Origin of the sequence: Arthrobacter sp. OAP107 (genome assembly GCF_040546765.1) — a bacterium.
GTDB lineage: Bacteria > Actinomycetota > Actinomycetes > Actinomycetales > Micrococcaceae > Arthrobacter.
Genome location: NZ_JBEPOK010000001.1, coordinates 3,950,548 through 3,976,081, shown reverse-complemented (window position 1 = coordinate 3,976,081; position 25,534 = coordinate 3,950,548). Strand labels below are relative to the sequence as shown.

General features: G+C 66.8%; 20 protein-coding genes and 1 pseudogene. 7 read left to right on the top strand and 14 right to left on the bottom strand.

The window, feature by feature from the left end; translation table 11 throughout:
• Window positions 1–17: 17 nt before the first annotated feature.
• Complete coding sequence (locus tag ABIE00_RS18195) at window positions 18–1,703, bottom strand: thiamine pyrophosphate-binding protein (protein WP_354262105.1); 1,686 nt, start codon at window positions 1,701–1,703, stop codon at window positions 18–20.
• Between the two features lie 121 nt (window positions 1,704–1,824).
• The gene (locus tag ABIE00_RS18190; protein WP_354262104.1) at window positions 1,825–2,328 is read right to left on the bottom strand and encodes an Lrp/AsnC family transcriptional regulator; all 504 of its coding nucleotides are present in this window, start codon (window positions 2,326–2,328) and stop codon (window positions 1,825–1,827) included.
• A gap of 93 nt (window positions 2,329–2,421) precedes the next feature.
• Here ABIE00_RS18190 and hisC point away from each other — a divergent pair, with 93 nt between their 5' ends.
• Together hisC and ABIE00_RS18180 are read left to right on the top strand one after the other, a co-directional pair.
• Entirely contained in the window at window positions 2,422–3,531 is a 1,110-nt protein-coding gene (gene hisC / locus ABIE00_RS18185) for a histidinol-phosphate transaminase (RefSeq protein ID WP_354262103.1), read from the top strand.
• A gap of 83 nt (window positions 3,532–3,614) precedes the next feature.
• Window positions 3,615–5,045, top strand: coding sequence for an amino acid permease (locus ABIE00_RS18180; RefSeq protein ID WP_354262102.1), 1,431 nt, complete (start codon window positions 3,615–3,617; stop codon window positions 5,043–5,045).
• A gap of 123 nt (window positions 5,046–5,168) precedes the next feature.
• On the opposite strand, the gene ABIE00_RS18175 is transcribed toward ABIE00_RS18180, so the two are convergent.
• From ABIE00_RS18175 to ABIE00_RS18165, 3 genes are all read right to left on the bottom strand, one after another.
• Window positions 5,169–5,741 carry a hypothetical protein gene (locus tag ABIE00_RS18175; RefSeq protein ID WP_354262101.1) on the bottom strand — a complete coding sequence of 191 codons (573 nt, stop codon included), beginning with the start codon at window positions 5,739–5,741 and terminating at the stop codon, window positions 5,169–5,171.
• 2 nt (window positions 5,742–5,743) lie between these two features.
• Window positions 5,744–6,457: a hypothetical protein gene (locus ABIE00_RS18170; RefSeq protein WP_354262099.1), complete on the bottom strand. Its 714-nt coding sequence runs from the start codon at window positions 6,455–6,457 to the stop codon at window positions 5,744–5,746.
• Window positions 6,458–6,607: 150 nt separating this feature from the next.
• On the bottom strand, window positions 6,608–8,293 hold the full coding sequence (locus ABIE00_RS18165; protein ID WP_354262098.1) for a multicopper oxidase family protein: 1,686 nt from the start codon (window positions 8,291–8,293) through the stop codon (window positions 6,608–6,610).
• A gap of 324 nt (window positions 8,294–8,617) precedes the next feature.
• Here ABIE00_RS18165 and ABIE00_RS18160 point away from each other — a divergent pair, with 324 nt between their 5' ends.
• The 3 genes from ABIE00_RS18160 (at window position 8,618) to ABIE00_RS18150 (ending at window position 11,151) form a co-directional block, all read left to right on the top strand.
• Window positions 8,618–9,949 (top strand): sensor histidine kinase, encoded by a 1,332-nt coding sequence (locus ABIE00_RS18160; RefSeq protein WP_354262097.1) that lies wholly within the window; start codon window positions 8,618–8,620, stop codon window positions 9,947–9,949.
• Window positions 9,942–10,625, top strand: a complete 684-nt coding sequence (locus ABIE00_RS18155) for a response regulator (RefSeq protein WP_354262096.1) — start codon at window positions 9,942–9,944, stop codon at window positions 10,623–10,625. The genes ABIE00_RS18160 and ABIE00_RS18155 overlap by 8 nt, the downstream gene beginning before the upstream one ends.
• Window positions 10,626–10,722: 97 nt before the next feature.
• The gene (locus ABIE00_RS18150; RefSeq protein ID WP_354262095.1) at window positions 10,723–11,151 is read left to right on the top strand and encodes a YybH family protein; all 429 of its coding nucleotides are present in this window, start codon (window positions 10,723–10,725) and stop codon (window positions 11,149–11,151) included.
• Window positions 11,152–11,209: 58 nt separating this feature from the next.
• Here the strand turns inward: ABIE00_RS18150 and ABIE00_RS18145 are convergent, their stop codons facing one another.
• Window positions 11,210–12,031, bottom strand: a complete 822-nt coding sequence (locus tag ABIE00_RS18145; RefSeq protein ID WP_354262094.1) for an SDR family oxidoreductase — start codon at window positions 12,029–12,031, stop codon at window positions 11,210–11,212.
• A 161-nt stretch (window positions 12,032–12,192) separates the two neighbouring features.
• Between ABIE00_RS18145 and ABIE00_RS18140 the strand changes: the two genes are divergently transcribed.
• Window positions 12,193–13,089, top strand: coding sequence for a helix-turn-helix transcriptional regulator (locus ABIE00_RS18140; protein ID WP_354262093.1), 897 nt, complete (start codon window positions 12,193–12,195; stop codon window positions 13,087–13,089).
• Between the two features lie 29 nt (window positions 13,090–13,118).
• Here ABIE00_RS18140 and ABIE00_RS18135 read toward each other — a convergent pair whose 3' ends face one another.
• The 3 genes and pseudogenes from ABIE00_RS18135 to ABIE00_RS18125 form a co-directional block, all read right to left on the bottom strand.
• The gene (locus ABIE00_RS18135) at window positions 13,119–14,105 is read right to left on the bottom strand and encodes an aldo/keto reductase (RefSeq protein ID WP_354262092.1); all 987 of its coding nucleotides are present in this window, start codon (window positions 14,103–14,105) and stop codon (window positions 13,119–13,121) included.
• A gap of 72 nt (window positions 14,106–14,177) precedes the next feature.
• On the bottom strand, window positions 14,178–14,585 hold the full coding sequence (locus ABIE00_RS18130; RefSeq protein WP_354262091.1) for a (R)-mandelonitrile lyase: 408 nt from the start codon (window positions 14,583–14,585) through the stop codon (window positions 14,178–14,180).
• A pseudogene (locus tag ABIE00_RS18125) lies at window positions 14,582–15,450 on the bottom strand (helix-turn-helix domain-containing protein). Before ABIE00_RS18125 ends, ABIE00_RS18130 begins: the two are co-directional and overlap by 4 nt.
• A 162-nt stretch (window positions 15,451–15,612) precedes the next feature.
• Here ABIE00_RS18125 and ABIE00_RS18120 point away from each other — a divergent pair.
• The gene (locus ABIE00_RS18120; protein ID WP_354262090.1) at window positions 15,613–15,930 is read left to right on the top strand and encodes a carboxymuconolactone decarboxylase family protein; all 318 of its coding nucleotides are present in this window, start codon (window positions 15,613–15,615) and stop codon (window positions 15,928–15,930) included.
• A 61-nt stretch (window positions 15,931–15,991) separates the two neighbouring features.
• Here ABIE00_RS18120 and ABIE00_RS18115 read toward each other — a convergent pair whose 3' ends face one another.
• The 5 genes from ABIE00_RS18115 to ABIE00_RS18095 form a co-directional block, all read right to left on the bottom strand.
• Window positions 15,992–16,507 (bottom strand): aldo/keto reductase, encoded by a 516-nt coding sequence (locus ABIE00_RS18115; RefSeq protein WP_354262089.1) that lies wholly within the window; start codon window positions 16,505–16,507, stop codon window positions 15,992–15,994.
• A gap of 535 nt (window positions 16,508–17,042) precedes the next feature.
• Window positions 17,043–19,391, bottom strand: coding sequence for a bifunctional polysaccharide deacetylase/glycosyltransferase family 2 protein (locus tag ABIE00_RS18110; protein ID WP_354262088.1), 2,349 nt, complete (start codon window positions 19,389–19,391; stop codon window positions 17,043–17,045).
• A 358-nt stretch (window positions 19,392–19,749) separates the two neighbouring features.
• Window positions 19,750–20,331, bottom strand: coding sequence for a hypothetical protein (locus ABIE00_RS18105; protein WP_354262087.1), 582 nt, complete (start codon window positions 20,329–20,331; stop codon window positions 19,750–19,752).
• Window positions 20,332–20,467: 136 nt separating this feature from the next.
• The gene (locus tag ABIE00_RS18100; RefSeq protein WP_354262085.1) at window positions 20,468–23,959 is read right to left on the bottom strand and encodes a chitobiase/beta-hexosaminidase C-terminal domain-containing protein; all 3,492 of its coding nucleotides are present in this window, start codon (window positions 23,957–23,959) and stop codon (window positions 20,468–20,470) included.
• A gap of 197 nt (window positions 23,960–24,156) precedes the next feature.
• The gene (locus ABIE00_RS18095) at window positions 24,157–25,443 is read right to left on the bottom strand and encodes a glycoside hydrolase family 15 protein (RefSeq protein ID WP_354263419.1); all 1,287 of its coding nucleotides are present in this window, start codon (window positions 25,441–25,443) and stop codon (window positions 24,157–24,159) included.
• Between the last annotated feature and the right edge of the window lie 91 nt (window positions 25,444–25,534).

The window sequence follows — 25,534 nt, the reverse complement described above, 5'->3', positions numbered from 1 at the left end:
CAGTGGCGGCCCGGGCCTCAGCCGGCGACCTTCTCCTTCTCAGCCTCTTTTGCCTGCATCCATTCGGTCAGCCACGGGGCGCGGACGCTCGAGGTGATGCGGCAGTCGGCCACGAAGGTGCCCTTGGCGCCAGCCTCGATCCAGTCCGTGAGCGCGGAGAGGTCCGACAGCTTGCGGATGATCGCGGATTCCGCCCCGATCGCGCGGGCAATCCCGCTGAAGTCCACCTCGGGGATCAGCATGGGCTTTTCGGTCAGGCCCTGGGAGCCGTACTGATGGATCTCGGCCCCGTAGGCGGCGTCGTTGTAAATCACGACGACGGCGCTGGCCGCCGCGCCCACGAGCGACTCCAGGTCGGACAGGCCCATCAGGAATCCGCCGTCGCCCGCGGCCAGCACCAGGGTGTTGCCCGCGTCCACGGCCCGGGAAACCCCCACTGCGCTGGCCAGGCCGAGCCCGATCGACTGGTACGCGGTGCCCACCATTACCAGGTCCTGGGGCCGCGGGATGCGCCAGTACATGGGTGCCCAGCCCAGGAAGTGCCCGCCGTCCTGGACCACGGTGCGGCGTTCCGGCAGGACGGCATCCAGTGCCGTGGCCAGCGCCCGCGGGTCAAGGCGGCCGTCCGGGGTCTCCGCGCTGCCGGGGTGGTGGCCGGGTCCCTCGGCCAGGCGCTTGAGTGCTTCCGCGCGCCAGGCTTTCGATGCATTGGCCCGGGCCGACTGAGACGGAGCGGCATGGTCCATCAGCCGGAGGAGCCGGCCCGCGGCAGCCTTCGCGTCCGCACTGACGAACATGTCCACCCGCGGGTTGGTCGGTTGCAGGGCGGCATCGATCTGGATCACGGTGGCGTCCGGGCTGATCAGGTGGCCGAAGCGCATGGTGAAGGGGCTCAGGCTTGCTCCCGCCACGAGCACCACGTCCGCCTCGCCCATGAGCCCGGCGGCAGTCTCCGTGCCGAAGCCGCCCGCGACGCCGAGGTAGCCCTCGCCCTGCAGCAGGTTCAGCGCCAATGCCGTCCCGGCCGTGAGCGCGCCGAGGCGGTCGGCGAGTTCCCGGAGTTCGGGGCCGGCGCCGGCGAGGTGCGCCCCGCGGCCGGCAAGGATGAGCGGCCGCTTCGCGCCGGCGAGCAGTTCGGCCGCCCGGCCGAGTCCGCCGTCGGCGTCGGCCCTCACGGCAGCCGCCGCCGGCGGCGCGGGAAGCTCTTCGTCCGCCGCCTCAACGGCGGCCAGGTCGTACGGAACGGCAATGACGACGGCGGTCCGCCGGGCAAGTGCGTACTCCACCGCTTCCTGCGTGATGGAGCCGGCGGCCTCACGGGTGACCGTGAAGGTTGCCGCGCCCAGACCGGCGGCGATCGCCGCCTGGTCCACGTCCCAGGGGCGGGCGCCGCTGCTCGGGGCGTCCCCGGTGACGAGCACCACGGGGATCTGCGCCTGCACCGCTTCCGCCAGGGCCGTCAGGGCGTTCGTGTAACCGGGGCCGTAGGTGGTGGTCCCCGCCGCGAGCCGCCCGGATGCCCGGTAGTAGGCGTCCGCCGCCGCGATGGCGGCACCTTCGTGGCGTACGGCGGTGAAGCGGAGGCCCTCCTTCTCGGCGGCGTCCAGGAAGTAGACGTTTCCGTTGCCCATCACACCGAACACATCACTGACATAGCTGCTGAGAACCTGCGCCACCCGGCCGGACACTGTAAGAGAAGTCATGCAGGAATCGTCGGATCTGGATCCGCTATTGGCAAGAGACCGGATATGAGTTGGTATTTTTGGCAGTTCGTTACTGGAGATACTGCAAATATGCCCAAGCGTGGTGCAGATCACCCATGCCCTAGCCGGGCTGGCGGTTCTCCTGCTGTGACAGCCGGGCCAGCAGGCCGTCATAGCGGGGCGGCATGAGCTCCACGACGGAGATGGCGGTGCTGGTCCGCTGGATCCCGTCGATTTCCAGGATCTGGTTGGTGATGCGGTAGAGATCGGCCGTATCCCGGGCCACCACCTTGGCCATGAGGTCCGCGTCTCCCGTGGTGGCATGCACCTCGATGACCTCCGGAATCGCTTCGAGTCCGCTTTCCACTGATTTGGCGCGGGCCTGGCTGATGGCCAGGGAGAGGAAGGCCAGCAGGCCGTAGCCCAGAGCCGCCGGGTCCAGCCTGCGGCTGAAGGACCTGAGGGCGCCGCCGCTCTCCAGCTTAGCCAGGCGCGCGTGCACGGTGTTCCGCGCGACGCCGAGCGTCCGGGAAAGAGCCAGGGCACTGGCTTCCGGGTCCTTGTCTAGGGCGAGGATGATCCTGGCGTCCAGGGAATCGAAGGTGCGGGGAGTGGGGATGGTCATATTTTCACCACAGACGATAGAAGTTGAGCAAAAGTCCCAAGGCATCCAGAGTATCTTGCAATGTGGCCCGGGTCACTTCCATGATCTAGACCCATGACCAGTGATCAGATACTGATGGCCACGGAGACCGCGCACCCCACCCTGCGTGCAGCGGTCTCCGGCCTCCCGTCCTATGTACCGGGCCGGCGCAGTGCCGGCGAGGACATCGCGGCCCTCGCCAGCAACGAAAGCCATTACGAACCCCTGCCCGCGGCAGCCGCCGCGGTGGCCGAAGCGGCCGGCAGGATGAACCGCTACCCGGACATGGCCGCCGTCGAACTCCGGGAACGGATCGCCGGCCACCTTGGTGTCACCGCCGAAGAGATCGCAGTGGGACCCGGCAGCGTCGGCGTTCTGCAGCAGATCATCACCGGCCTTTGCGACGCCGGGGATGAAGTGATCTTCGCGTGGCGGAGCTTCGAGGCCTACCCCATCCTGGTTGAACTGGCCGGCGCCCGGCCCGTCCGCATCCCGCTGGACGCCGCCGAGGGCCACGACCTCGACGCCATGGCCGCAGCCGTCACCGAACGGACCAGGATTGTCCTGCTCTGCACCCCCAACAACCCGACGGGCGTCCCGATCAGCCATGAACGCGTTGAGGCGTTCCTCCGCTCCGTCCGCTCCGACATCCTCGTGGTGATCGACGAGGCCTACGTGGAATACGCCGAGGCGGGCAGCGGGCCTGACTCGCTGGCGCTCTACCCTGAGTTCCCCAACGTGTGCATCCTCCGCACCTTCTCGAAGGCCTACGGACTCGCCGGCCTGCGCGTGGGCTACGCCGTGGCCGCGCCGGCGATCGCCGAGGGACTGCGCCGGACCGCCATCCCGTTCGCCGTGACGGCCCTGGCCCAGAAGGCTGCCATCGCCTCGCTGGACGCGACGGACGAGATGCAGGCAAGGGTCGCCGTCGTCAAGCAAGAGCGCTCGCGGTTGGCCGCACAGCTGGAGGCCCAGGGCTGGAAGCTGCAGCCGAGCCAGGGCAACTTCCTGTGGGTCCGGGCCGACGATGACCTCCGGGCGAGGCTCGTGGCCGCATTCGACCAGGCGGACATCATGGTGCGCGCCTACCAGGGCGACGGCGTCCGGATCACCGTTGCCGACCCCGCCTCCAACGACCGCGTGCTCCAAGTCATGACAGCCGTCCTGGCAGCCCAGGCGGCCTGAACCCCCTATCCGTTCCACCCTTACCCGTCCCACTCTTACCGTTCGATCTCTACCTGTTCGACAGACAACCCAGAGGACTCTTCATGGAACAACGGACAATGACGTCTGCCCCGGCGCTTGGCGCCGCCCTCAAACCCCGCCAGCTCACAATGATGGGACTCGGGAGCGCCATCGGCGCGGGACTCTTTATCGGTTCGGGCGCCGGCATCCAGGCCGCCGGCCCGGCCGTGCTGATCTCCTACCTGGTGGCCGGCACCCTCATCATCCTGGTGATGTGGGCCCTTGGTGAGATGGCCGCCGCCAACCCGGACAGCGGCGCCTTCTCCGTCTATACCGCCCGGGCCTTCGGGCCCGTGGCCGGTGCCACGGTGGGCTGGCTCTGGTGGCTGCAGCTGGTGGTGGTCATCGCGGCTGAAGCGCTCGGTGCGGCGGGCCTGCTTGCCACGATTTTCCCTGCCCTGCCGGTATGGCTGATGGCCTTCATATTCATCGCGGTGCTCACCGCCGTGAACCTCACCCAGGTGAAGAACTTCGGCGAATTCGAGTTCTGGTTCGCGCTGCTCAAGGTGGCCGCAATCATCGGCTTCCTGCTCATCGGCGCCGCCCTCCTCTTCGGCTGGCTGCCGGGCGTCGCGTCGCCGGGCCTGGCCACCTTCACCGGTGGCGACTTCGCTCCGCACGGTTTCGCCGGGATCGCCACGGCGCTCTTCGTGGTGGCTTTCGCCTTCGGCGGCACAGAGATTGTCTCCGTGGCCGCAGCCGAGACCAAGGATCCTGCCCGCAGCGTCGGCAAGGCCGTCCGCACCGTCCTGTGGCGCATCCTCATCTTCTACATCGGTGCGATCTTCATCATCGCGGCCGTGGTTCCCGTGGGATCGGCCGGCCTGAAGAGCCCCTTCGCTGCCGTCCTGGATGCCGCAGGCATGCCCGGCGCAGCCACCGCCATCACCTTCGTTGCCGTCGCGGCACTGCTCTCCGCCCTCAACGCCAACCTCTACGGGGCGTCCCGGATGGCGTTCTCCCTCGCAGAACGCGGTGAAGCGCCGCGCGTCCTCGCCTCCCTGTCCAAGGCCCGCGTCCCGGTGGTCGCCGTACTTGCCAGCGTCTCCTTCGGCGTCGTCACGGCCGTGCTTGAGGTGGCCTTTCCGGAGAAGGTGCTTCCCCTCCTGCTGAACATCGTGGGTTCGACGTCCCTGCTGGTGTGGACCTCCGCCCTGCTCGCCCAGCTGGCACTGCGCCTCCGCGCGGACCGGGACGGCATTGCCCTTCCGCTGCGGATGGCTGGCTTCCCCTGGCTGACGGGCCTTGGCCTGCTCATCCTCGCGGCCATTTTCACGGTGGGCTTCATTGGCGAGGACTCCCGTCCCCAGCTCCTGAGCACGTTCGGCCTCGTCGCCCTCCTGGCGGTGGCCAACTGGCTGCACCACCGTTCCGCCGGGGCTCCGGTGGGCGTCGTGTCCGCGGACCGCGCTCAGTCTCCGGAACGCGCCGAGCCACCGGTGCTCATCGACTGAGCTCTCCTTTTCCGTCCGCCCCCACATCAACACGGGGTCACTTAGCGCCCAATGAAGGCCCCACATTGGGCTCTAAGTGACCCCGCGTTGCGCGGGGGCGGGCCCTAGTCGAGGTGTTGCGGCCTACGGGGCGGCCGAATTGAAGCCGGGGTCCGTGGTCGCGGTGTCGAGGAGCCGGTCGAAGCTGCGGATGCCGTAGTCCGGTGGGGTGGCCGCGATGACGATCCGCGTCGTGGTGACCACGTCCGCCTTCGGCTTGCCGTTCTGCTTCGGCTTGGGGGCGGGCTGCCGGACCGCCTTCAGGTGCAGGCCGGACACCCCGTTCACCAGCAGCGGGAGGCCGCCGCCGTCCACGAGGAGTGAGCGGAGGCCATCAGGCGAGAGCTGGTTCGTCCGGTCCGCCGTCAGTTCAAGAATCACCTCATTGACAGCGCCGGTCAGCCGCTGCAGGTACGTCCGCTCGCTCGAGCTCCTGCCGATGATGGCCAGGACCGTGAACGCCGTGGCGAAGCCCGCAACGAACAGCATCGTGGCGCCGACATCCCTCAGGGCAGGTGTGAAGGTCATCAGCAGCAGACACATGACGAAGCCGATGACGGAAAACCCGCCGAACGTGGCGCCCGCGCCCTCGGCGGGCCTGCCGCTCCATTGCTTGGAGGTGAAGCTGCAGACTTCCCGGGATTGGATCCTTGGCATGATCAGTTCCCTTTCACTTCGAGCAGGGCTTCGGCCAGAATGATTGCCTGGCGCGCTTCCCGAAGGCTTTCCCGAAGGTCCGGATCGGGGAAACCGAGGCCGGTGCCCTCCGGAGAGAGGGACAGATCATCGGCCACCTTGCGGAGGTTTTCCCTCTCCAGCGCGAGCATCCGGGACGACGTCAGCTTGACCCTGCTTTTCTCCAGTTCGAACAGCGACGTGTTGATTTGGTCCCGGCGTTCCCTGATCGAATGGCAGACATCCTGGATTCGCTGTGTGCGGCTGGTGAACATCCGCTCCATCTTGGCTGCAACGTCATGGAGTTCCCGGAGGGTGCCGTATCTCCGCGCCTCATGTGCTCCGCTGTGCCGGGCCAGGAGCTGGCTGATGAGCGAGAGGCGCTGGCCCCACAGCTCGAGCCCGGTCTGGTTCTGGGCGAGGAGAAGTTCCGCAGCCCCGAGGGCAGTGGCCAGGGCATCCCGCCGCGGAGTGAGCCTGCCGGCCGCGGCGTCCAGCCGCGCGATGAACCCGGCATAGTTGTCGAGCGCCGGCGCGGGACTTTCCTCCCTGCTGGCCACCGCCATGGTGGGCGGGGCAGGCGGCCCGTTGGCCGCCGTCGTACTTTCCCTGCCTGACCCGACGCGTGGGGGACTGGACGGCTTACGCGGCGGGACGGCGTGGGGTTCCGGTCCGGAGTCAGGTGCGCCGTCGCTCATGATCAGTCATCCCCATTCATGATCCGTCCAGGCCGGGGTTGCACCGTCCACGAACGAAGCAGGAGCGCCCGCGCACCTGCCTGTGGATGCCCATTGTAAGGCGCGGGGGTGACGTTGTCTGCGGCTTTGTCCCAGCGCCACGGAGCCAGGTCACGTCCCCGGCGGGAACAGCGGCCGGTAGACCGGCGGGAAGGCGTTCGCCGGCAGGGTGTCGCGCTTGGGCGGGTCGGCGGTGATGGGGTCGTTGGTCCGCAGATTGGCCAGCGCGTACTGAACCATCATGTCGTGGTCCTCGTGCACCAGGTTGTGGCAGTGGATCATGTACCGCCCTCCCTCCTGCGCCGTCGCATCGAACTGCATCAGTGTGGTGATCGACTCGTTCTCCCCGGCGTAGAAGACGTCCTTGGGCCCGAGCTCCCACGCGAACGGTTTGCCGCCGTTGGTGTTGCGGGCGATGATTTTGGCGTCGATCAGGTGGATGTGCACCGGGTGGAACCATCCTCCGGACTGGTTGATGATGGTCCACTGCTCGATGGCGAAGGGCTGCGGATTGCCGAACAGCTTGGTGAACCCGGACCTCTCAATGTCGTCCCAGATGACCCCGTTGATGGTCCACTGGCCGTTCTGGCGCTCGAACCTGAGCTGCCTCTTCACCGTGGCCATCTGCGGGGTCAGGCTCATCGTGTCGAGCCCACCCCGGGACGCGGTGGGCGATCCCCCGTTGTCCAGCCTCGACGGTATGGCGGAGATGGACCCTGCCCCGGAGCCCGAATCGGCGACCACCTGGAAGCGCATGATCTTGTTCGTGTTGGCAAAGTCGATGTTGTTCTTGTTGCTGAGGTTCCGCAGGTCGACGGTCTGCCCGGGCTTGTACTTGCGGAAGTCGATCAGGATCTCGGTGCGCTCCGCGGTGCCCATCCGCCATGACGACACGGCCTGGACCACCGGCGTCAGCCCGGCGTCGGTGGCCACGATGTAGACGGGTTCACCGTTGGAGAGGGTGGGCCGGTAGGAGCGTGAGATCGAGGCGTCGAGCACGCGGAAGCGGTAGATACGCGGCTTGACCTTCATGGTGGGCCACGGCACCCCGTTGACCAGGATGATGTCGCCCCAGAGCCCCTTTTGGCCGTTGTCGTTGTAGCCGAGTGAGCCGTCCGACTGGAACAGCGCGTCGGAAAGCATCAGTGGGACGTCGAACTCGCCCTGTGGCAGCTGCGCCTTCTCAAACCGGTCGGACATCGGGTAGAACGCCGCCAGTCCCGAATACACATTCTGGGCGGTGATGTGGTGCTTGTGGTCGTGGTACCAAAGCGTCCGCGCCGTCTGCCTGTTGGGGTAGTGGTAATTCTTGAAGAAACCGGAAACGGTAATGTCATTGGCATATCCGTCGTATTGGGGCAGCGACGCCGAGCCGTGCAGGTGGGTGGACGTGCTGAACGGCCCGGGCTGGACCAGGCCCTGCTGCGGGAACGCGTTGCGGATCCGGACCTCGATCCTGGTGCCCTGCTTGGCCCGGATGGTGGGGCCCGGGAAGATGCCGTTGAATCCGGCCAGAGTGGTGGTGAGGCCCGGCAGGAAGTGGGCCTGTCCGAGTTTCTGGGTGAGGGCGTAGCGCTCGAAAGGCCGTTTCGGGTCACCGCCGTCGAAGCCCTTCTGAAAGGGCACGAGCTCCGGGGGCCGCCGGAAGACACCCCTGAATGGGACCGGGGTGTTCTGCGGTGCCAGCTGGCTCTGGCTTATGGGCTCTGTGGACGCCGCCTCGGCGCTTCCGGCCAACGCTCCCGTCATGGCAGCTCCGACCACACCCAGTTTCAGTACTTCCCTGCGAGACGCCATTGTCTCCTCCAGTCGTTGATATGGGTTGACATGCAACGCCACCCGCGACAAAGCGCCGCGAGTTCGTTCTCCCCCGTGGAGTTGCAGAGACCTGAGGTGTAACGGGCCCCAGTGTGGGCTGGAGTCACTGGAAAAACCTTGCAGGCTCTGCCCGGACCGGCTGCGTCTCACCCCAAATGGGGCGTTGACCCGCGCGGGGTGGCTGGTTTCAGAATGCTTTGGCTGGCTTTCGGAATGAATGTTCTGGCTCCCAGGTGGAGATTGGCCGGAAACGGCGTTCCACGCCTGAAAGCCGTGGATAGGGTGGCAGGCATGGAACCAGTAATGAAGTTTGCACGGCATTGGGGCGCCCCGGTGGCGGCCGTCATTTTCTTCTCCCTGTGGTGCGTGGCCGAAGCCGGCCGGATGGCACCGGCCGTGGGCTTCGGATCAGGCGGATTGGTCACGTGGCCTGGGACTCTGCCGCTCGTGCTGGTCACGCTGGCGATTGCGGTGGCCGCCTGGCGGCCGGCGGCGTCCCTGGCGCTCGTTGCCCTGCTGCTTGCCGGCCAGCTGGCATACCTGATCCCGCCGATGTACGACAACGACTGGGCGATTTACATCGGCTCCTTTGTGGCCCTGGTCTTCATCGCCTGGCTGCACCAGGGACGGGCGCGGCTGGTCGCGGCCGGGGCCAATGTGCTCTTCGCAGCTGCCATGTCGTTCCTCCTGCTTTCGTGGCGGTACGGCGCCGGCGTGGGGTGGTACTTCCACTTCGGCGGCGACTGGGCGATGCTTCGCCAGAACGGATGGCAGCTCTTTTCGCTCTTCGTTCTGATCGCAGCTGCATGCTTCGCCGTGGGACTCCTGCTGGCTCTCTACCAGGAGCGGGGATCCCTGTTCCGTGCGCGGGACCTTGCCCAGAGCACGCTTGAGGCGGCCGAGGTGGACCTGATCGTGGAACAGGAGAGGACACGCATCGCCCGGGACCTCCACGACGTCCTCGCCCACTCCCTCGCCGTCATAGCGGCGCAGGCCGACGGAACCCGGTACCTGAGCAAGGACCAGCCGAAAACTGTCCTCAGCGCACTGGAAAACATTGCGGGGTCGGCCCGGACAGCGCTGGTGGACGCCCAGCGCGTCATCGAAGGGGTGCGCGACGACGGCATGGCCGTCCCGCAGCCACGGCTCAGTGACATTGAGGTGCTGATCGAGGGTATGCGGCGGGGCAGCCTGAAAATCGAATCCAGTGAATCGGGCACACGCGTTGAACTGTCCGGCGGACAGCAGGTGGCGGTCTACCGCATCGTCCAGGAATGCCTGACCAACGCCCTTAAACACGGCGGGAGGGGAACGGCAGTCCGTCTGCACTTCGATTGGAGCGGTCCGGGCCTGACCTTGCACGCCGCATCGGCAACAGTGGCCGCCAGGGGACACTCTGTGGAGTCGGCGCCGCACCGGTCTGGCCGTGGCCTTCCCGGAATGCGCGAACGCGCCCACATGGCGGGCGGCTGGCTGACGGCCGGACCGGACGGCGAGCAATTCCGGGTGACGGTGTTCATTCCGTATACGGGAGGAAGTCCGAATACGACGGATGGAGGGGCAGGCGACCGGTCCAGCGAGCAGGCCGCTCTTGTTGCGGTGTCCGCCACGGCGGCAGCTGACAACCATGGGTGAGGCCGCAGCACGCATCAAGGTCGCGTTGGTCGATGACCAGCCACTGTTCCGGGCGGGCATCCGCATGCTCATCGAAAGCCAGGTGGACATGGAAGTCGCCGGGGAGGCCTCCGACGGGGAACAGGCCGTGGCCTTGGCGGCCGAGCGCCGGCCGGACGTGATGCTGATCGACCTGCGCATGCCGGTCCTGGACGGGGTCACAGCCACCGGCCGGATCATCAGCCAGGCCGACGCCGGGAACACAGACAAGCCAAAGATTATCGCGCTGACCACCTTCAACCGGGATCATGCTGTGGTGGAAGCCGTACAGGCCGGGGCCAGCGGGTACCTGCTCAAGAGCGCCGAGCCGGAGTTCCTGCTCGCCGCCATACGGACTGTCCACTCCGGATATTCCGTCATAGCTCCGGGGTCGGTGCACTCCCTGTTCGAACACGCGGCGAGACGGGCTCCCGTTGCGGGGCCGGATCTGTCCGTCCTGGATGTCCTCTCGGCCCGGGAGCGGGATGTGTTCCTCCTCGCCGCGAAGGGACTCACGAACGGGGAGATGGCCGAGGGCCTGTTCGTCTCCGAGGCCACCGTCAAGACACACCTGCGCAGCGTGCTGGACAAGCTTCAGCTCCGAACGCGACTGCAGCTGATCGCGTTTGCCCACGAACGCCGGCTCCTCGGCAACTGAAGCGCCCCGCCGTTGACGCCATACATGGGAAGTGCCACGCTGGCGGCAAAGCCCCGACGGGCACGGCGCGGCGCCTAGGCCGGCGAAGGAGACAGACATGAGCGAGCTCGACGATTTCCTGACCGCCATGCTGGACCGGCAGATAGCAGCGGAAACGGCGATCCACAGCGGCGAGGTGGAGCCCAGAATGGCCCTGTGGTCCCGCTCCGATCCGGTCACCTTGTTGGGTGCGATGGGCATGTCCAACGCGGGATGGGACAGCGTCAGTCAGACGTTCCGCTGGGTGGCCTCACGGTTCTCGAACTGCACCGCGTACAGCTTCGAGCTGCTGGCAGCCGGGGCCAGCGGGGACCTTGCCTACACCGTCGGGTTTGAGCGCGCTGACCTGTCGGTCGACGGCGGTCCGCCGCAGTCCACCAAGATCCGCGTCACCCACGTCTACCGCCGCGAAGGCGGAGAGTGGAAGATCGTCCACCGGCACGGCGACTACGTTCCTGTCGATGATGTCCCGCCCGGCAGGACGTGAACAACGACGGGCAACCCGGCTGCCGTCCCGTGCAGGCGTGGGGAAGCGCTGCCGTTCCTTAAAGCTGGCCGGCTCGCATCGCTGCGATGACCCCGCCGTCCATGAGGAGGTCGGAGCCGGTGATGAAGGCCCCTTCCGGGCCGAGGAGGAACGCTGCCGTGGCGGCGACTTCCGCCGGGGTGCCCATGCGACCGGCGGCCGAGGTTCGGATCATGGTGCGATAGCCTTCGGCGAACGGTCCGGACATCTCGTCCTGGGCGAGCGGGGTCGAGATGATGCCCGGGCTCAGGGAGTTGATGCGTGCCCCGCGCCCTCCCCAGGTGACGGCTGCCGCCTGAACGCGCAGGGCGTTGCCGCGCTTCGCGAGGGTGTAGGCGGCGCCGGAGTCACCCACCGTATCGGCGGCAAGGAAGGGCAGGTCCAGCAGTTCTCCCGTTGCGGTGTAGGCCAGTGCGTGTTCGACGTCGCGCGGGTAGCCTTCGCCCATGTGGCCAGCCATGCTGGAGATGACGATGCCGGAGCCGCCCGGCGCGATGACCCGCCCGAATTCCTCGAGGACGTAGGCGGTGCCGAGAAGGTCAACGTGCAGTACCCGTTCGGTGGTTGCCTGGACCGGGGAGACCCCGGCGGCGAGAACGACGCGGGTGACATCCCCCAAGGATGTGGCGGTGTCGGCCAGGGCGGCGACGGCGTCATGGTCGGAAATGTCGATCGCGTGGGTGGTGACCTCGTAGCCTTCGCCGCGGAGCTGCACTGCGGCGGCGTTCATGGTCTCCTCGCTGTAGTCAGCGAGCACGACCTTCCTGCCAACGCCGGCGGTGCGGCCGATCGCTACACCGATGCTGCCCGAGCCGATGATGACTGCTACTTCTGCTGCCATGGAGGTTCCTCATTACTATCGTTTGGTTTGCATTGGGATGGCGGTTTGCCGTCCCGCCGGCATCAAGTCAACCGCCGTCCCCGAACCCGAGGTAGTGGCTGGTGTTCCATGTAATAGCAGTACCTCCCACCGGCCAGATGTTCGCGCGTACCGTGGAAAGGGTGACGAACAACAGCGAAGTACGCGAGTTCCTGAAATCGCGTCGTGCCCGGATCACCCCTGAGATGGCCGGCCTTCCGGTCTACGGTGGGCTGCGCCGCGTGCCCGGTCTCCGCCGCGAGGAAGTCGCCGCTGTGTCCGGGATGAGCATCGATTACTACAACAGGCTCGAGCGCGGAAACCTCACCGGCGTCTCCGACAGCATCCTCGAGTCCCTTGCCCGTGCCCTCAAACTCGACGACGCCGAACGCACCTACCTCTTCGACCTCGCCCGCGCGGCAAACCAGAAACGGCCCCGGCAACGACGGCGCGGCCCGCAGACGCTCAACCCGGCCGTCCAGCATCTTCTCGACGGCATGACCGGCATCCCGGCCTTCGTTCAAAACGGCAGACTCGATGTCCTTGGCATGAACGACCTGGCCCGTGCGCTGTACCACCCCAACGGCGACGAGCCGCAGCAGCCCCGAAACTTCGCCCGCTTCGTCTTCCTGGACGCCGGCTCCCGGGAGCAGGTGCCCGGTTGGGAATCAACGGCCCAGGACGTCGTCGCGATCCTCCGGCAGGAAGCGGCCCGTGACCCGCACAACCGTGATCTCACCGACCTCATCGGAGAGCTCTCCACCAGAAGCGAGGACTTCCGGACCATGTGGGCCGCGCAAAACGTCCGGCTCCACCGCACCGGTGTGAAGCCCTTCCACCACCCCGTCGTCGGCGACTTCGAACTCACGTTCCAGGCAATGCAGCTTCCCGGTGACGACGGCCTGACCCTGATCGCCTACAGTGCCGAACCCGGCACCCGGGGGCACGATGCACTGAATCTGCTGGCCACCTGGGCAGCTACGGCCCGCAGCGAAGCGGGCCTCAAGACGCCCGACCCGGGCGCCCGCCGTCGCGCCTGAAAACGCTGGGCGGATCGCAAGAGGACCGCTCAGCGGTTGACGTATCCCAGGTGCTGGTCGTTGTAGCGGGCGCCCTGCACGCCAATCCGCTGAGCGAGTGCATCGAGGTCCGCGACCTCGTCCGCGGACAGGGCCACGGACGTGGCGCCGGTGTTCTCCTCGATCCTGGAGGTGCTCCGCGTGCCGGGAATGGGCACGATCCACGGCTGCTGGGTGAGCAGCCACGCCAACGCGATCTGCGCGGGGCTGGCGCCCTTGCTGCGGGCGAGGCCGGCGACGTGCTCGACGAGTGCGGCGTTTGCGGAGCGGTTCTCCTGGCTGAACCGGGGGATCGTGGCGCGGACGTCTCCCGCGGAGAAGGCGGTATCCGTGTTGACGGTGCCGGTGAGGAAGCCCTTGCCGAGAGGACTGAACGGCACAAACCCGATGCCCAGCTCAGCGAGCGTCGGAAGCACCTCCGCCTCGGGATCGCGGGTCCACAGGGAGTACTCGCTCTGGACCGCCGCCACCGGCTGGACCCCGTGCGCGCGACGGATGGTCCCTGCAGATGCTTCCGACAGACCGAAGTGCCGGACCTTGCCTTCCGCGATCAGCTCACCGACGGTGCCGGCGACGTCCTCGATGGGAACGCCGGGGTCGACGCGGTGCTGGTAGAACAGGTCGATCACGTCGGTCCGAAGACGCTTCAGTGAGGCGTCGGCGACGCGCCGGATCTGCTCGGGCCGGCTGTCCAGGCCGACGCTCTTTCCGTCCTCGATGCGCCACCCGAACTTGGTGGCCACCTGTACCTGGTGACGGATCGGCTCCAAGGCTTCGCCGACCAGTTCCTCGTTCACGTACGGCCCGTACACCTCGGCAGTGTCGAAGAAAGTCACCCCGAGGTCGTAGGCGGAGCGGATTACGGCGATCATGTCCTCACGGCTGCCGGGGTTGGGTCCGTAGCTTTGCGAAATGCCCATGCAGCCCAGCCCGACCGCCGAGACGTTCAGGCCCTGTCCGAGAGTACGTGTGTGCATTGTTCGGTCTCCGTTGTTTGTCGGTGCTCTGATCGTGATGCTTGCCGCGTCGGCCGATCCCGGGCGGCGGTATCAGGACCGGGTGCCGTTGTACTCGTCGTCGGTGATGTGCTCGCCCCAGATGGTGGTCTTGGCCGGGTCGTCACCGTTCTCCAGCATGGCGATGTGCTCCATGAAGCAGCCGGGTGCGGCAGCGTGCCAGTGCTCTTCGCCGGGTGGGGTGTACAGGGTCTGGCCGGGGTGGACCTCGATGATGATGCCGTCGCGCCCGCCGAACCGGGCGACGCCCTGGGTGACGCGGAGGTACTGGCCGCGGGCGTGGGAGTGCCAGGCGGTGCGGGCGCCGGGGGCGAACCGCACGGTCGCGACCACCATTCGCTGGTCGCCTTCGTGGGGAAGCGCGATGGGGTCCAGCCACACGTCACCGACGAACTGCTCGGGCGGGTTCTTGCCGGTGGGGTTGGTGGGTTCGATGTTCATGCGTTCTCCTTGCTGGTTGTGGAAGTTGATTCTGTCGCCGCCCAGCTGGCGAGCAGCCGGAGGCCGTCCTCCGACGGGGTGCCGGGGTCGGCGCTGTAGGCGGTGAGGGTGAGCCCGGGAGCGTTCGGGAGCATCAGGGCGTCGAACGCCAGGTGGAGATCTCCGACGGCGGGGTGGCGGAAGTCCTTGTAGCCTCCCCGGTGAAGGCGCACGTCATGCCGTGCCCAGCGGGTGCGGAAGTCCTCCGAGCAGGTGGACAGCTCCCCGATCAGTTCGGTCAGGGACTTGTTGAACGGGTCACGGCCCGCCTCGGTGTGCAGGATCGCGACCGAGGTGTCAGCCGCCTTCTCCCAGTCGGGGTACAGGACGTGTGAGCGGTGGTCGAGGAAGGCGAAACGTGCGAGGTTCACGGTTCCGGTGGTCTGGTTGTACGCCTCGGAGTACAACGCACGCCCGAGGCCGTTGATCGCCAGGATGTCCAGCCGGCCGTTGCGGACGAACGCGGGCACGCCGACCATGGAGTCCAGCAGCCTCTGGACGCTGGGCGTCACAGCCCCGCTGGGCTTGCGCCGCGGCCGCGCCGAAGGTGACGCGGCCCGGGCCAGATTGTAGAGGTGCTCGCGTTCGGCTTCGTTAAGCTGGAGCGCCCTGGCGAGCGACTCGAGCACGCTTTCGGAGACCCCGGCAAGCCGCGTTCGAGTTTGGTGTAGTACTCCACCGAGACGCCGGCCAGCAGCGCGACCTCTTCACGACGCAGCCCCGGGACGCGCCGCGTGCCACCGAACGAGGGCAGGCCAGCCTGCTCCGGGGTGAGCTTCGCGCGCCGGGTGCCGAGGAACTCACGGATCTCGCTGCGGTTGTCCATGCCGACCACGCTACGTCCACCGTCCGGTTCCGCGGGAGGCCCTGTCAGTACCATGCTTCGGCGGACCCCGTACCGGCCGGGGCTCCCGCGCTGTCCCAGGCGCGGGTTGACTGGGTCTCATGACCGGTCGACCCCCGGTGCCCGCTGAAAGGAAGAACCACCATGCCCGAAAACCCCCTCGCCGACTTCGCCCCCGCGCTTGTCGGCTACACAAACGACGTCCTGTTCGGCCAGGTGTGGGAACGCCCCGGGCTCTCCCCGCGTGACCGCAGCCTCATCACGGTCGCGGCGCTGGTGGCCGGCGGCAACACCGAGCAGCTGACCTTCCACCTCGACTACGCCAAGAAGAACGGCCTCACTGAGCAGGAGATGATCGAGGCCATCACGCACCTCGCCTTCTACGCCGGCTGGCCCAAGGCCATGTCGGCCATGACGGCCGCGAAGGACGTCTTCGCCGCCGGTCCGGGGCAGGGGAACTGACCTTTCCTGGTTTCGACAGGCTCAACCAGCGGCGCTCGGCGTGCCAGGCACGGCATCGATTTCACAGCCGGGCCTGATCATCAGGCATAGGCCTGCGGGGCTTCGCCTGGTCCGGGCCAGATCCGGTCGAGCCGTTCCATCCCCCTGCATCCAGCTGCACCGAGACTGCACCGAGGGCTCCGCGGAGCTCCTCGACTGTGCGTGGTCCGACGAGCGTGGCGGAGACTGCCGGGTTCCGGAGCAGCCAGGCCAGCGCCACCTCCGCCGGTCCCGCGCCCAGCTCCCGGCACAACTTTTCGTACCCGGCGAGCTGATTGCGGTGCCTTTCCAGCTGTGGATGGACCGGTTCGCGGCGGCCGGATTCTGCGGCGTCGAGGGCCTCGCGAGCAGCCCCGCGCTGAGGGGGCTGTAGCGGAGAAGCGCGATTCCGGTGTGGCGCAGTGCCGGGACCAGTTCCATCTCCACGGCCCGGTTGGTGAGGTTGCACAGGCTCTGCTCCGAGGGCAGTGGCCAGGGGATCCCCCCGCGGAGTGAGCCTGCCGGGCCCCGGCGTCCAGCCGTGCGATGAACCCGGCATAGTTGTCGAGCGCCGGTGCTGGACTTTCCTCCCTGCTGGCCGTCGCCATGGTGAGCGGGGCAGGCGGCTCGTTGGCCGCCGTCGTACTGCCCCTGCCTGACCGGACGCGTGGCGGATTGGGCGGCTTACGCGCCCTGACTCCGGACCGGGAACCCCACGCCGTCCCGCCGGGGACGTATTCCGGCGTCTTCCGGCTGACGGCGCTCTGGTTTGCGCCACCCGCCTGGCCTCGGAAGTGCCGATGACACGAGGCACAAGAACAGGAATGCGCCTGCGGGGCGAACTTTTGACGGCGGGTGTACCGAATCCTGGACATAGGGAACGGGCCGACGACGGTCTGGGGGAGTGCCTAATGTCGAAGGCACTCCGTCGCCGGCCCGTCCCGGAGGAGCATCGACACATCATGGGGTAATGCGTCGAGGCCGCCCCTCCTGCCCGAAGCCAAGCCCGCAGCTTCGTCTTCGGAGTTCACCCACCTTGGCAAGTGGGACGCGGGGATAGAACTGGTGTTGCTGTCATGAAGGTTGCCACAGCCTCACTGGACCACCACATGGGATTGCGGCGTGGGTTCTGTTTCTTGTGGGGTCGTGTTTGTGGCGGCTGGGGCGGTGACGGTGTTGGTTCGTTCTGGTTTGTACCAGCCCACGGCGTGTCCGCGGAGGGCCTGGACGAGGGAGCCGACGAGTACGTAGGCGCGGAGGGGTTCGTAGATGAGTCGGTAGATGGGGACGATGAGGAGGTGGCGCGGGTCTTCGTGGACCATGATGACGGCGACGAGGGAGATGATCATGTGGGTTGCGGCGACGAAGATTGCGAAGACGGCGATGGCTTGCCATTCGCCCTTGGACAGGCTGACCGCGGCGACGATGAGGGTCATGGGCATGAAGACCAGTGGTACCAGGACCGAGAGGAGGGCGTAGGGCATGGTGAGCAGGCCCAGGGCGCCGTAGCGGGGGTTCAGGAGCATGCCGCGGTGTTTGTAGAGGGTCTGGATGTTGCCGTAGGTCCAGCGGAGGCGTTGTTTGAAGAGGCCTTTGACGGTCATGGGTGCTTCGGTCCAGGCGACGGCTTCGTTTTCCTGGACGATGCTGTAGCCGAGGCGCTGCAGGGAGAGGGTGAGGTCGGCGTCTTCGGCGAGGGTGTCGTGGGAGTAACCTCCGGCCTGGACGAGCGCCTCCCGGCGCCAGGCGGCGCAGGCGCCGGGGCAGATGGAGATGGCGCCCATGAGGCCTTCGGCCATGCGGGTGACGCAGATGCCGGAGAGGTATTCCAGGCTTTGCCAGGCGGTAAGGATGTTGCGGCGGTTGCCGACTTTGACGTGGCCGGCAACAGCGCCGACTTCCTTGCCGTGGGCGGGTGCGAGGAAGTGCCGGGCGAAGGCTTTGATGGTCTGGGGTTCGAACAGGGTGTCCCCGTCAAGGGTGACGACGACGTCGCCGCGGGAGTTGTCGATGCCGTTGTTGCTGGCCACGGATTTGCCTCCGTTGACCTGGTGGATGACCCGCAGTTGTGGCCATTCTTTTGCGTACTCGTTCAGGACGGCGGCGGTGCCGTCGGTGGAGCCGTCGTTGACGGCGACGACTTCGAAGTTGGTGTAGTCGCTGGCTCTGAGGGCGTCCAGGGTCTTGGCGACCACGGGTTCTTCGTTGTAGACGGGCAGGACCACACTGACGAAGGGCCAGTCGGTGTCCGGGACAGTGTTCCAGGAGCGTTTTTTCATGCGGCGGTTGCTGATTAGGGCGAGGACCACGTACAGGAAGGTGAGCAGGGTCAGGGATCCGACGCCGAACCAGAACAGCCAGCCGATCAGGACGTTGGGCGTGACCAGGGTTGAGGTGTAGGTGGCCAGGGTCAGGTGATCATCGACGGTGGCGCCGACGCTGTGTTCAGGAACGTATTCCTTGGGCAGCAGCGGCTGGACGGTGGTGAATTTGTAGCCCAGTGCCTTGGCCTTGGGAATGAAGGCCTTCAGCATCTGAATGGTGGCCGAGCGGTTCCCGCCGCCGTCATGTACCAGGACGATGTGGCCCTTGCCGTCCAGGCTGGGAGGTGCGATCGCCTCGCCCGGAGCGTGGTCCCAGTCCCTGGTGTCCAGGTCCATGTTGATGTGGAGGTAGCCCAGTTGCTGGGCCTGCAGCAGGGCCAGGGCATTGTTCTCCGGGTCGCCGGTGGGAATGCGGAACAGCCTCGAACCGTACCCGTCCGTTGCGCGCATGACCCGGTCCGTGCCGATGATCTGTTCGCGGTTGAAGGAATTGTCATGGTCCCAGAAATTGATGTGCGACATGGTGTGGTTGCCCACCATGTGCCCCTCCCGGATGATCCGCTTAAAGACATCGGGGTTCTTGACGATGTTATCGCCAAGTGTGAAGAACGTGGCTGGGACGTGTTCGCGTGAGAGCAGGTCCAAAACTTCCGGTGTGTACGTGGGGTCAGGGCCGTCGTCGAAGGTCAGCATTAGCGTGTGGTCCGCAGGTTCCCCGTAGGAGTCCAGGACGTAGGGGCGGTTCCCGATCAGGTCCAGTTCATCCGGGTCGGTCACCTGCCTGAACACTGTGGTGCTGAACGGGTCCTTCAGGAAAACCTTGCCCCCCTTGCGTTCGACCACCGCCATCCGGTCAAAGGCGAAACCAGTGTCCTGCCCGAGCCAGGGGATGTCCTCGTCGTCGCCGGAAGCCAGAAGCTGGCGCGGATAATCCGCTGACTGGTTTATCTCGGCCTTCCACAGCGGAGCCGTGGCGCCGGGCAGAATCCACACCATGGAAAGGGTAGCCACGAGCACCAGGGTCAGGGAACTGTTCAAAATGCGGCGCCAGCGCCGGCCGCTCGGGTCGTAAAACACTGGTCCGGCGGATGATGGCAGCCTCGGTGTCCGGTGCTTCATTGGTCTCCTCGTGTTGAAAATACCGGCACATGCCGGTGCTGCAATGGCGGCGCGCCACCGGCGGGACGGTGGCCGACTGTCCGAAACGCCGAGACCAGTGCGTTCCGGGCCGAATGTGCTCGCGGAAAGGAGTTGGGCGGGCCGTACCACTGAGCACGGCCAGCCAGCTACCTGTCCCGCGAACGTCGGTGTCAGATCAACTTGCGGACAGACACAACTCTCCGCTCGAACCTTGGGAAAAGTATGGGAAACCCTCGAAGCGGGCCCGCAGTCGGCCACCAAAATAGGGGGACTGGTCCACCCCGGCAGGCAAAGCCCAGTTTTTTTACCACCCGATTGTAGGTTCTGTCCGGTATGCCTAGCCTCGAGTGGAGGTGCGCCGCCAGCGGGGCGGAAACCAAACGTGCGTCAGGAAGAACGCCATCACTAACCACCCGGCAAACAGCATTGGGTAATCGGGAATCCATGCCGAATAGTGTCTTCCTTCGGCCGTGCCTTCCTGCTGGTGGCCACGGACGTATGCAGCAGCTATGGCCAGGCATCCCATGATGATTCCCGCCACGGATATTTCCCCGTTGGCGATCCACCACCGCCGCAGCTTCGGCACCAGCCTCAGCGGCAATCCAAGGAGCACCATGACGGCCATGGAGGCCAGCGGTGCGACGACGACGATCGTTATCCCCAGCGTGATGGCCCGGTCAGGGTCAGGGCTAATCACCATGGTGGACGTGATGCGGGCGCACGTCATGGCCAGCACCACGTAGGCGACCGCCATTTGGGTCCGGAACGGGTAGCGTCTGCCGGTGTGAAGCGGATGGCCGCCCTCGAATGTGCCGGCCGGACGGCCGCGCCGCGGTTCCGGAGATTTGCCATCCAAGGGCGCAGCCGCGCCGTCAACGGGCTGACTGTCGGACGCGGGCTCACTGGGCACAACAGCCATGATGCCCTATGGAGTCCGGGCCGGAAAGTAACAATGCTGGGACTTCCCGAAACAAACAGTTGCCCCCACTGGAAGGCCGGCGGGGGCAACGTTGGTGATGATGCTCTGCAGCTGGTGCGGCGTGTCCGGGAACGGATCAGAGAATGTTCTTCATCGCATTCCAGCCCCAGCCGATCTTCTTCTTAGCCGACACATAGCCGTCGCCCTTGCCCGCGTAGAGCCACAAGTTGCCGGCCTTGTCGCGGGCCATCAGGTCGTTTTTGCGGTCTCCGCTGAAATCGCCAGGCCCGATCAGCAGGGACATGCCGCTCCAGCCCGAGCCGATCTTCGTCTTAGCCGACACAAAGCCGTTGCCCTTGCCGGCGTAGAGCCACAGGGTACCGGCCTGGTCACGGGCGACCAGATCAGACTTGCCGTCGCTGGTGATATCGCCGACGCCCACAATTGTCATGCCGTTCCAGCCCGAGCCGATCGTCTTCTTAGGGGCGTACTTGCCGCGGCCGTCACCGGCGTAGAGCCAGAGGGCTCCGGCCTTGTCGCGGGCCACCAGGTCGGGCTTGCGGTCACCATTGAAGTCACCGGGCGCAACGACGCTGGTCATGATGTTCCAGCCCCCGCTGATCGGCTTTTTCGCTTCGAACCGGCCGCTGCCTGTGCCGGGGTAGAGCCACAGCTTGCCGGCCGCATCGCGGGCCACCAGATCAGACTTGCCGTCACCGTTGGTGTCGCCGGGGCTGACCACGCTGGTCATGCTGTTCCAGCCCGCGCCGGCCTGCTTCTTGGGAGCAAAGCCGCCGTTTCCGTTGCCGGGGTACAGCCACAGCTTGCCGGACGTATCCGTCGAGACGAGGTCCGCCCTGGAGTCGCCATTGAAATCATGGCCCGCGGAGTCCTTCGTCACGGGTGCCTCGGTCGGCGGATCTACAGGTACGTCAGTGGGCGGATCAACTGGGGTTTCCCCACCCGTTCCAGCAGCCGCCGTCCAGCTGCCGATGCTGCTGGCATTTCCGGCCGCATCGACCGCAAGGGCCCGCAGGGTCTGGCCCCCGGTGAGCGTTACCGGCGCCGAGTACCGGGTGCTGTCCTTTGTGGGCTCGCTGCCGTCCAGGGTGAAGAAGATGGACGCGTCCTCATTGGCTGACAGTGTCACGGGAGTGCCTGCCGGGACCTGGCTCCCCTCGACATTGGCGCTGAGGGCCGGTGCTGTCTTGTCCACGGTGAACGTTTCCGTCACCACTGCAGAGGTGATTCCGAAGGCCACGGCGATGAACTTCAGCGTCGTGGTGCCCTCGGTGCTGATGGGAATCGGTTCCGTGTACGGCGTGCTGGCCGTCGTCGGGTCCGTCCCATCGGTAGTGAAGAAGATCTGTGCATTCTCCGGAGTGGCCTGCAGCGTGACGAGCTGGTCGGTGGCGAAGACGCCGCCTGCGGTGGTTGCCGTGGGTGTGGGCTCCGGTGCGGTCGCACCCGTCATGCGGCCCTGGACCACGAACTGGTCCGTCTCGCCAAGGACCTCCGCGTCCGCCAGTTCCTCGCCGTCGGCCGCCGTGATCTTCTCAACTTTGAAGACATTCGTGCCATACGGGCTACCGGTTACGGCGTGCGGGGTGGAGCCGTCGCCGAGGTAGCCTTCGGGTGCCCCCTCGGTCCAGCGCAGGAACGGCCCGATCCTCGCCTCCAGCAGCGCGGAGAAGTCGCCGGTGGCGTTCAGTGCGCCCAGGTCTTCGGTGTAGTTGATGTTGCCGTCGGCATTAGCGGTCAGATCCAGGACTCCGTAGGGGTGCGTGAACCGGTAGGTGGCGCCCGGCTCGAAAACGGCGTCGCCGCGGACCCGGACCCGGCCGAAAGCGACCTGGGCGTTGTCCTGGACGGCATCCGCCCCGAACGCTGCCTCCGAGCCCAGCGTCAGCCGGATGTCCTCGCCGCCGACAGTGATTGATGCGTCTGAGGCGAACCAGAAAGCCTCTCCCGGAAAGTTGTCCGGGAAGGAGGCCGGCTGCGCCGGGTCGGGCAGGACATCGACCACCGGGCAGAGCGGGTCATCCAGGCACAGGTCCAGCTGGACGGGCTCCTGTCCCTCCCAGCCGTTGTCCTTCAGCCACAGCGGGAAACCGTGCTCGCCCGCCGGACCGACTTCGGAGAGATTACGGACCTTGAACGGGAAGGAGCGGACCTCCCCGGCGGTGCCGGTGGCCGGGTCGACGGCGACAGCCCGGATGGTGGTGGACAGGCCGAGAAGGACCGGCCCTGTGTACTCACGGGTGGAGCCGGCCGGTTCCCCTTCCTCGGTCAGGCCCGGGGCCGAACCGTCGGTGGTGTAGTAGATGTCCGGTGCGACGGAGGGGTCGTTCGTGGTCCCCGTGAAGGTCACGGCCTGCGGCCCCGCCAGGGGACCTGCTGCCGTGTCCGGACTGGCCTCGAGCCAGGGCCGCGTGGCGTCGAGTTCGTATTCTTCGGTGTAGACGGCGGTGGTCTTCCCGTTGTCCTCCAGGTCGACAGCCATGTACTTCAGGGTTGTCACGCCGGGAGTGGCCATCTCCACGGTTGCGGCTGCAGACATGTCATCCGCCTCTGGAACGAACACCGTGCCGTTGACGGAGCCGTCTTCATTGAAGCCCGGATCGGTGCCGTCCGTGGTGTAAATGATCTTCGCCTTGTCCGGCAGGGAGGCCTGGATCCTGACGGTCTGGCGGGAATTGTAAAGGCCACCGGGCTTGTCCACCCCCGCTTTCAGCGTGGCGATCTTGCCCTGCACGGCGAATAGGTCCGTCCGGGCACTCTCGGGGGTGCCGGCCCCGCCCGCCGGGCCAGCGACCTCGAAGTAGTCCGTGTTGTGCGGGCTGCCGACCACCTTGTGCTGCACGTTGGGATCACCAATGAAGCCTTCCGGCGCTGCCGGGGCCACGGCCGGGTCCCAGCGCAGGAAGGGCCCCAAGCGTCCCTTCGATGGCTCGTCCCAGCTGCACGGCTGCTGCATGCAGCCGATGTCTTCGGTGTAGCGGACCCTGCCTCGGTCATCTGCGGTCAGGACGTCCACCCCGTAGGGGTGGGTGAAGGTGTAGCGCTGGCCGGGCACGCCGTCGTCGAGCCGGATCCGCAACCGGGCAAACCCGTTCTGCTGTCCTTGCACAACGTCCCCGAGTCCGGAAAAAGCCGCTTCCTGCGCCATGATCAGCCGCGCATCGGCCCCGCCGGGCAGGGTCAGCGATGTTTCTCCCGACCACCAGAAGGATTCCTCAGGAAAGTTTCCGGGGATGGACAGCGGCTGCGACGGATCGTAGTTGACGCCGACAACGGGGCAGCCCTGCGCATCAAGGCACAGTTCCAGCCGGACGGGTTCCAGGCCTTTTTCTGCATCTCCTCCGTCCGCGTACCAGTACGGGTAGCCGTTGGCCGGGTCAATCGGGCCCACGCCTCCGGAACCGGCAGGCAGGGCCGCGGGCACCATGCCTGCGACTGCGGACTGCGCCAGTCCGGGGCCTCCTGCCGGCAGCGATGCCACGGCTGGCGGGAGGGCGATCAGGCCTGACGCCAGCACCGCGCCCAGGCCGAGTATCGCCACAGTCCGACGGCGCCGTGCCAGCCGGACTTTCGATCGCGTTTTTTGGTCCTGTCTCTTTGCACTCATGTTGTCCCCCTGTTGGCAAAATGTCCTGTTTGGGGGCGCATGGTGCAACTGTGTAATTGTGCCCCCACCAGAAGCCTGCTGCGCGGAGGTTGGGATTTTCCTAGGAATTGAGAGGGCGCTACCCCAGCAGGGTCCCCCATCCCGGGCTTTGCCGGGTAACCGGGCAGGCGGCACCGCCACGTACAGCTACCGGCGAGTCAGGCTTCCTTCACGCGCCTGTTCTTCGGCACAGCTGTCACGTCCCGCGCAGCATCCCGAAGAGCCAAAGCTGCCTGGACCAGTGCTGCGTGCGTCATGGCCTGTGGGTAGTTTCCGAGCAGGGCGCCGGTGGCGGAATCGATCTCCTCGCTGAACAGACCAAGCGGGCCGGCGATTCCAAGGAGCGCCTCGAACATTTCCGTGGCCTCTGCTGCCCGTCCCGTGAAGGCGAGGGCCTGGGCCAGCCAGAAGGAGCACGGCAGGAAGGCCCCCTCGTCTCCGGGCAGCCCGTCCTGCCCCGGAGGATAGCGGTACAGGAACGGGTAGCCGGCCGACAGTTCCTGCCACACAGCATCCACCGTGCCGCGCAGCCGCTCCGAGCCATCCTCGAAACCGGTCACCGGCAGTATCAGCAGCGCCGAATCGAGATCGCCGGACCCGTACGAGCGGGTGTACGTGTTCCGGGCGGTATCGAACCCCTTGGAGCCGATGTCGGCCGCGAGCTCGCTTCGCGCCGTCTCCCACCGGCGTCGGCGCCGGGCGCTGATCCGGTGGCTCTCGGCGATGCGCAAGGCCCGGTCCAACGCGAGCCAGGCCATGATCTTGGAATGTACATGGTGTGCGGCGTCAGCACGGATTTCCCAGATGCCGGCGTCCGGCTCCGCCCAACGCCGGGCCACGAGATCCGTGAACCCGCGCATCGCCCGCCACGTCTCCGAATTGAGCCGGTGCCCCTGCCGGACTAGGTTCCATGCGGCGTCCAGGACCCAGCCGTAGCCGTCGAGCTGATGCTGGTGCGCGGCGCCGTTGCCCGTTCGCACGGGAGCGCTGCCCGCGTAGCCTGGCCAGCCCTCCAGGGTGCGCTCACGGGGGACATGGCCGCCGGTCAGGGTCAGCAGGGCCGGCAGCGTGGGCCGCTGCAGCCTGCTCGCGTGCAGGAGCCAGTTCAGGAAGTTCAGCGCCTCGCCGTCTTTGCCGAGGGCAAGGAACGCGGCGATGCCGATGCTGGCGTCCCGCGGCCACGCGTACCTGTAGTCCCAGTTGCGGATGCCGCCCGGATCCTCCGGCAGGGACGTGGTGGGGGCCGCGACGGGCGCACCCGAGGGGGAGTAGGTCAGCAGCTTCAGTGTCAGCAGGCTCCGCAGCACAGCTTCCCGGTACGGGACGTCCTCGCTGATGCCCAGCGACCACTCCCGCCAGCGGGCTTCGTCGTCCGCCACCAGGTCCCACGCGGTTTCGGGATCGACCCAGACCAGCGGCTCCGTGGATGCCAGGGCGAGCACCATCACAACGGGACGTCCGGGCTGAACGGTGATGGCCGTCGTCGTACCCGGCTCCACCCGCAGCCCGCCGGTGCAGCCGAGCGACATGGCCAGC

Excerpts from the sequence above, each read along its gene's own strand:
- ABIE00_RS18095 (WP_354263419.1), bottom strand. The coding sequence starts at position 25,443 with ATGGTGCTCGCCCTGGCATCCACGGAGCCGCTGGTCTGGGTCGATCCC.
- ABIE00_RS18120 (WP_354262090.1), top strand. The coding sequence starts at position 15,613 with ATGCCCGAAAACCCCCTCGCCGACTTCGCCCCCGCGCTTGTCGGCTAC.
- ABIE00_RS18110 (WP_354262088.1), bottom strand. The coding sequence starts at position 19,391 with ATGAAGCACCGGACACCGAGGCTGCCATCATCCGCCGGACCAGTGTTT.
- ABIE00_RS18180 (WP_354262102.1), top strand. The coding sequence starts at position 3,615 with ATGGAACAACGGACAATGACGTCTGCCCCGGCGCTTGGCGCCGCCCTC.
- ABIE00_RS18145 (WP_354262094.1), bottom strand. The coding sequence starts at position 12,031 with ATGGCAGCAGAAGTAGCAGTCATCATCGGCTCGGGCAGCATCGGTGTA.
- ABIE00_RS18135 (WP_354262092.1), bottom strand. The coding sequence starts at position 14,105 with ATGCACACACGTACTCTCGGACAGGGCCTGAACGTCTCGGCGGTCGGG.
- ABIE00_RS18155 (WP_354262096.1), top strand. The coding sequence starts at position 9,942 with ATGGGTGAGGCCGCAGCACGCATCAAGGTCGCGTTGGTCGATGACCAG.
- ABIE00_RS18100 (WP_354262085.1), bottom strand. The coding sequence starts at position 23,959 with ATGAGTGCAAAGAGACAGGACCAAAAAACGCGATCGAAAGTCCGGCTG.
- ABIE00_RS18130 (WP_354262091.1), bottom strand. The coding sequence starts at position 14,585 with ATGAACATCGAACCCACCAACCCCACCGGCAAGAACCCGCCCGAGCAG.
- ABIE00_RS18165 (WP_354262098.1), bottom strand. The coding sequence starts at position 8,293 with ATGGCGTCTCGCAGGGAAGTACTGAAACTGGGTGTGGTCGGAGCTGCC.
- hisC (WP_354262103.1), top strand. The coding sequence starts at position 2,422 with ATGACCAGTGATCAGATACTGATGGCCACGGAGACCGCGCACCCCACC.
- ABIE00_RS18175 (WP_354262101.1), bottom strand. The coding sequence starts at position 5,741 with ATGCCAAGGATCCAATCCCGGGAAGTCTGCAGCTTCACCTCCAAGCAA.
- ABIE00_RS18150 (WP_354262095.1), top strand. The coding sequence starts at position 10,723 with ATGAGCGAGCTCGACGATTTCCTGACCGCCATGCTGGACCGGCAGATA.
- ABIE00_RS18115 (WP_354262089.1), bottom strand. The coding sequence starts at position 16,507 with ATGCCGGGTTCATCGCACGGCTGGACGCCGGGGCCCGGCAGGCTCACT.
- ABIE00_RS18170 (WP_354262099.1), bottom strand. The coding sequence starts at position 6,457 with ATGAGCGACGGCGCACCTGACTCCGGACCGGAACCCCACGCCGTCCCG.
- ABIE00_RS18105 (WP_354262087.1), bottom strand. The coding sequence starts at position 20,331 with ATGGCTGTTGTGCCCAGTGAGCCCGCGTCCGACAGTCAGCCCGTTGAC.
- ABIE00_RS18160 (WP_354262097.1), top strand. The coding sequence starts at position 8,618 with ATGAAGTTTGCACGGCATTGGGGCGCCCCGGTGGCGGCCGTCATTTTC.
- ABIE00_RS18190 (WP_354262104.1), bottom strand. The coding sequence starts at position 2,328 with ATGACCATCCCCACTCCCCGCACCTTCGATTCCCTGGACGCCAGGATC.
- ABIE00_RS18195 (WP_354262105.1), bottom strand. The coding sequence starts at position 1,703 with ATGACTTCTCTTACAGTGTCCGGCCGGGTGGCGCAGGTTCTCAGCAGC.